Raw genomic sequence first — 4,339 nt, 5'->3', positions numbered from 1 at the left:
CCCAGTGTTTGGCCAAGGCTTCTACGGCTGTGCCCTTTGTAGTGTGAGGCAATACAAACTCTAAATTACCCTCACTAGAGAGCAGCACATCGTAAAATCTTTCACGGCCTGTGCCATCGTGGGACAGACCTTGGTATTCATCTCGTAAGTCTTGCAAGATACGCTGACGCATCGGCTCGTCACCGTAAAAGATTTGAATCTTCTCAGGACCTTCGTCTAAGGATTCCATATGAGCTAATAAATCACATACCATTGTCCGCGTCGCCAAGATAAATGGACGAATATTAGGTCTAAAGAAGAAATTAGACTGCTCTATTTCACATTCAGACATGTTCACTTTTGCTACTTCATCACCTTCTGCCAATGCATAGTGATCATAAGTTGCTCCTGGCAGGTGGGTGTGTAATGCATTAGGCACCTGGGATTGAAATGTACTAGAAACCCGACCATCTAGTGTATTAGGCAAATGATTATCCATTATGCCATGCAACGTCTTTTTATTACTGCCACTTCGTTCACAAGCACACGCCCCTAAGCGTTCAGGGGTAATGCATCTAGATGGCGGATACATGCCAAAGATTTTATCTTTCACATAGGCCTCTACATATACGCCATAGGTTAATAGTTTACGTAACAAGTGTAGAGCTTGTTCCTTATCAAAATTTACGTGGAATAGACTGCGGTTTTCATCCTTATCCATCACGTAAGCGCCATTGGTGCACATGAAATAGCGCAAGCAAGGCAGTTTTTCGATGACATCATTCATCTCATTCCAAGCGCGGCCAGAAGCAATGGCTACGCGAATGCCGCTTTCACGAGCTGCACGAATCGCCTCAATGGCATCCTCAGGAATCGCCTTTGCATCGTTTACCAAGGTGCCATCTACATCAGATGCGATAAATCGAATTGGTTTATCACCTACAAGACCAATATAATTTTTTATAGTTAATGTTTCCTTTGAGGACATACAGCCTCCCTCATGGTGTCTAAAATAGATTTATCAATATCTTGAATTTCAAATGAGTATCCTCATAGTATCCTATGACTATTCCCCTAGAGATCCTTTAAATTCAGCTACGATTTCTTCCAAGGTTGTTGGGTTTTCTACGAGTCGTAGTAAAGCGCCACCAATAATATTAGCGCCATCGATGATGGTTTGTTCAATGGTAGGCTCTAGCATAGCTGCGGCAAATTCTTTAGAGTGGCACACCTTCGGCTCGCCAGCGAGGCGCAATTTAGGATGGAATGCAGCGCATTGATAGCTTACATTGCCAATATCTGAACTACCTCCGAGGGCTGCCGGACCAGGTTCAAAATCGAGGCCCATGTCGGCCATTACCTCTTCGATAAGCGCTGTGCCACGATGGTTTTGGTTCATATCATCATACGGATTGCCATAAAACTCTACATCTACAGTTGTACCTGTACAAAGGGCAGCCCCTTCAAAGATGTTTTTAATCTGCTCAGATAAGCCATTTAAGTAATCCCGCTCTGTGTGACGCACGGTAACCTCTAATTCACCGAAGGCAGGAATTACATTCGATGCGGTACCTCCAGCAATGATCCACGTGCCGATGCGCGTTTCAGGGCGCACTTGTTGGCGCATCATATCCATAGCATGGATAGCGAGTTGCACACCATTTACCGCGTTGATGCCATTCCAAGGCTCTCCGGCTGCATGGGCTGGCTTACCGTGATACTTAGCACGGAAACAATCAAGTGCCAAAAATTGTGAATTAGGACGCGTTTCCTCGCCGTCGAGATGCACCATGATGGCAAAATCGTATTCTTTAAATACCCCTGCATTGCACATATCCACCTTGCACCCCATCGCTTCTTCGTCTGGTGTGCCGATAATATCGATGTCCATGTTGAAAGCTACGCCCTCTTCTTGCATTTTATGTAGTGTCAATGCAGCCAACACGCTCATAGAACCACTGGCGGAATGCCCGCAAGCATGGCCTACCTCAGGTAGTGCATCGTATTCACAAAGTATGGCTAAACGACCTTGAGGGTTATCTACTTTCACAACAGAGGCCTTGAAGGCAGTCGGTAAATCACAAAATTCATAGGTTACGTCCATGTCATGTTTTTCGAGAACAGCACCAATGGTTTTGACAGACTCGAACTCTTGACTAGAAATCTCAGGGTTTTTAGCTAATGTATAATTCACCGCAAAAGCATCGGGAGCGAAGCTTTTACAAAGATCTGAAAATATTTGCGTAAGGGACATAGCGCCTCCAATAATATAAATAAAATTATATAAATAAATCGGTAAATATCGGCATAAATTTAAATTTATAAGCTAAATTTCACTATACTTTGGATTTTATTTAAGGATTTAAGAAATATGTATTACCTAGAAATCGAAGGAAACGCTAAACTGGGCGGCGAGGTCGCCATAAGCGGAGCGAAAAACGCCGCCCTGCCCCTCATAGCCGCGGCTCTAATCATAAAAAACGACGTGACGCTAAAAAATATGCCAAACGTCGCGGATATAAAGACATTGGCGACGCTGCTCGTAAATTTGGGCGCAAAGTGCGAATTTACGGACGATCACACGTTAAAAATCAACTCAAACTACGTTAGCTCCACGAAGGCCAACTACGACATCGTGCGTAAAATGCGCGCCTCCATCCTGGTTCTTGGCCCGCTGCTAGCTAGGTTTGGCCACTGCGAGGTGAGTCTGCCCGGCGGCTGCGCGATCGGACAAAGGCCGATCGATCTACACCTGAGCGCGCTTGAAAAAATGGGTGCAAATATCGAGATAAAACAAGGCTACGTCGTAGCCACGGCGCCTGACGGGCTAAAGGGCGCGCAGATCGTGTTTGACAAGATCACGGTAACTGGCAGCGAAAACATCATCATGGCCGCCGCGCTCGCTCACGGCACGACGCATCTAATCAACGTCGCTAAAGAGCCCGAAGTGGTGCAGCTTTGTGAGGTTTTGGCAGCTGGCGGCGTGAAGATCGAGGGTATCGGCACGGATGAGCTCGTGATCGAGGGTACGGATAGGCGCCTGCTGGATGTGGGCGAGATAACGGTTATCCCCGATAGGATCGAGGCGGGCACGTATCTTTGCGCCGGGGCGATCACGAACTCGCAGGTTACTATAACAAACGCCAACGCCGCGCATATTAGGGCCGTGCTTACTAAATTTAACCAAATGGGCTTTGAAACCGTCGTAGACGGCGACAAAATCACGATAATGCCGGCTAAAAACGTAAATCCCGTCGAGATCGTGACGACGGAGTTTCCGGGATTTCCGACCGATATGCAGGCGCAGTTTATGGCGCTCTCGCTCGTGGCAAACGGCGTTAGCACGATCGACGAGAGGCTTTTTGAGAACCGCTTTATGCACGTTAGCGAGCTCACTCGCATGGGTGCGGATATCCGCCTAAACGGCCACATCGCGACGATCTACGGCGGAGGCGAGATAAACGCCGCAGACGTGATGGCTACCGATCTGCGCGCAAGCTCGGCCCTAGTGCTAGCTGCCCTTGCAGCAAACGGAATTAGCCGCGTGCATAGAATTTATCACCTGGATAGAGGCTACGAGGGGCTAGAGCGCAAGCTAGCGGCTCTGGGCGCAAAAATACGCAGGCTGGAGGAGTAAAATGACGCTAGAGCTTGCTCAAAATTTGATCTTAGAAAAAGCTAAATTTGACGGCTACGGCGAGTTTGTGAGCCTTGAGCGCGCTACGGGTAAAGTTTTAGCCCAGGATGTAGTCGCGGTTAAAAATTTGCCCTCTTTTGATAATGCCGCGATGGACGGCTACGCGCTTAAATTTGATGATTTTGATCAGCCTTTAGGCGTCGCGGCAACCGTGCTGGCGGGCGATGAGGCTGAGATCGCGCTAAAAAAAGGCGAATGCGTAAAGATAATGACCGGCGCAAAAATGCCGACAAATGCCGACACGGTCGTGCCTTTTGAAGATGCGGTTTTGCTAGACGGCAAGCTCTCGCCGCAAAGTAAAGTCAAAAAATTTAACGCCCTAAGATACAAAGGCGAAGAGGTCAAAGCCGGTGAAATTTTGCTAAAAAAAGGCGAAATTTTAACGCCTGCAAGAGTGATGATGCTATCCGCCCAGGGCATTTACTGCGTCTGCGTAGAGCGCGAGCTAAAGATCGGTATATTTTCAAGCGGCGACGAAGTGGTCGAGCCGTGGCAAAACGCGAGCGAGGAGCAAATTTATAATGCAAACGGCGCAGGCATCGCGTCTTTGCTTCAAAGCTTCGGCTTTGCTAGCTCGTACGCGGGCATCATAAAAGACGACCTAGAAAGCACGACGCGCGCGCTAGAGTCGGCCGAATTTGACGTCATCATAACAAGCGGCGG

The 4,339-nt window shown here is 47.9% G+C and carries 4 protein-coding genes; 2 read left to right on the top strand and 2 right to left on the bottom strand.

The genetic code is table 11. The features are described 5' to 3' along the window. A partial coding sequence (locus Q0200_RS07250; protein WP_297939653.1) for an HAD hydrolase family protein occupies positions 1-967 on the bottom strand: 967 nt, incomplete at its 3' end. Positions 968-1,045: 78 nt separating this feature from the next. Beyond that, positions 1,046-2,233 carry an amidohydrolase gene (locus Q0200_RS07245; protein ID WP_297939650.1) on the bottom strand — a complete coding sequence of 396 codons (1,188 nt, stop codon included), beginning with the start codon at positions 2,231-2,233 and terminating at the stop codon, positions 1,046-1,048. 117 nt (positions 2,234-2,350) lie between these two features. On the opposite strand from Q0200_RS07245, the gene murA reads away from it, so the two are divergent. Both murA and Q0200_RS07235 read left to right on the top strand, forming a co-directional pair. Beyond that, entirely contained in the window at positions 2,351-3,616 is a 1,266-nt protein-coding gene (gene murA / locus Q0200_RS07240; RefSeq protein WP_297939647.1) for a UDP-N-acetylglucosamine 1-carboxyvinyltransferase, read from the top strand. Position 3,617: 1 nt separating this feature from the next. Next, on the top strand, positions 3,618-4,339 hold a 722-nt coding region (locus Q0200_RS07235), incomplete at its 3' end, for a molybdopterin molybdotransferase MoeA (RefSeq protein ID WP_297939644.1).

This window comes from uncultured Campylobacter sp. (assembly GCF_938045225.1).
GTDB lineage: Bacteria > Campylobacterota > Campylobacteria > Campylobacterales > Campylobacteraceae > Campylobacter_A.
Note: the sequence above shows the minus strand (reverse complement) of the source record. Positions and strands in the feature narration are given on the sequence as shown.

Excerpts from the sequence above, each read along its gene's own strand:
- Q0200_RS07245 (WP_297939650.1), bottom strand. The coding sequence starts at position 2,233 with ATGTCCCTTACGCAAATATTTTCAGATCTTTGTAAAAGCTTCGCTCCC.
- murA (WP_297939647.1), top strand. The coding sequence starts at position 2,351 with ATGTATTACCTAGAAATCGAAGGAAACGCTAAACTGGGCGGCGAGGTC.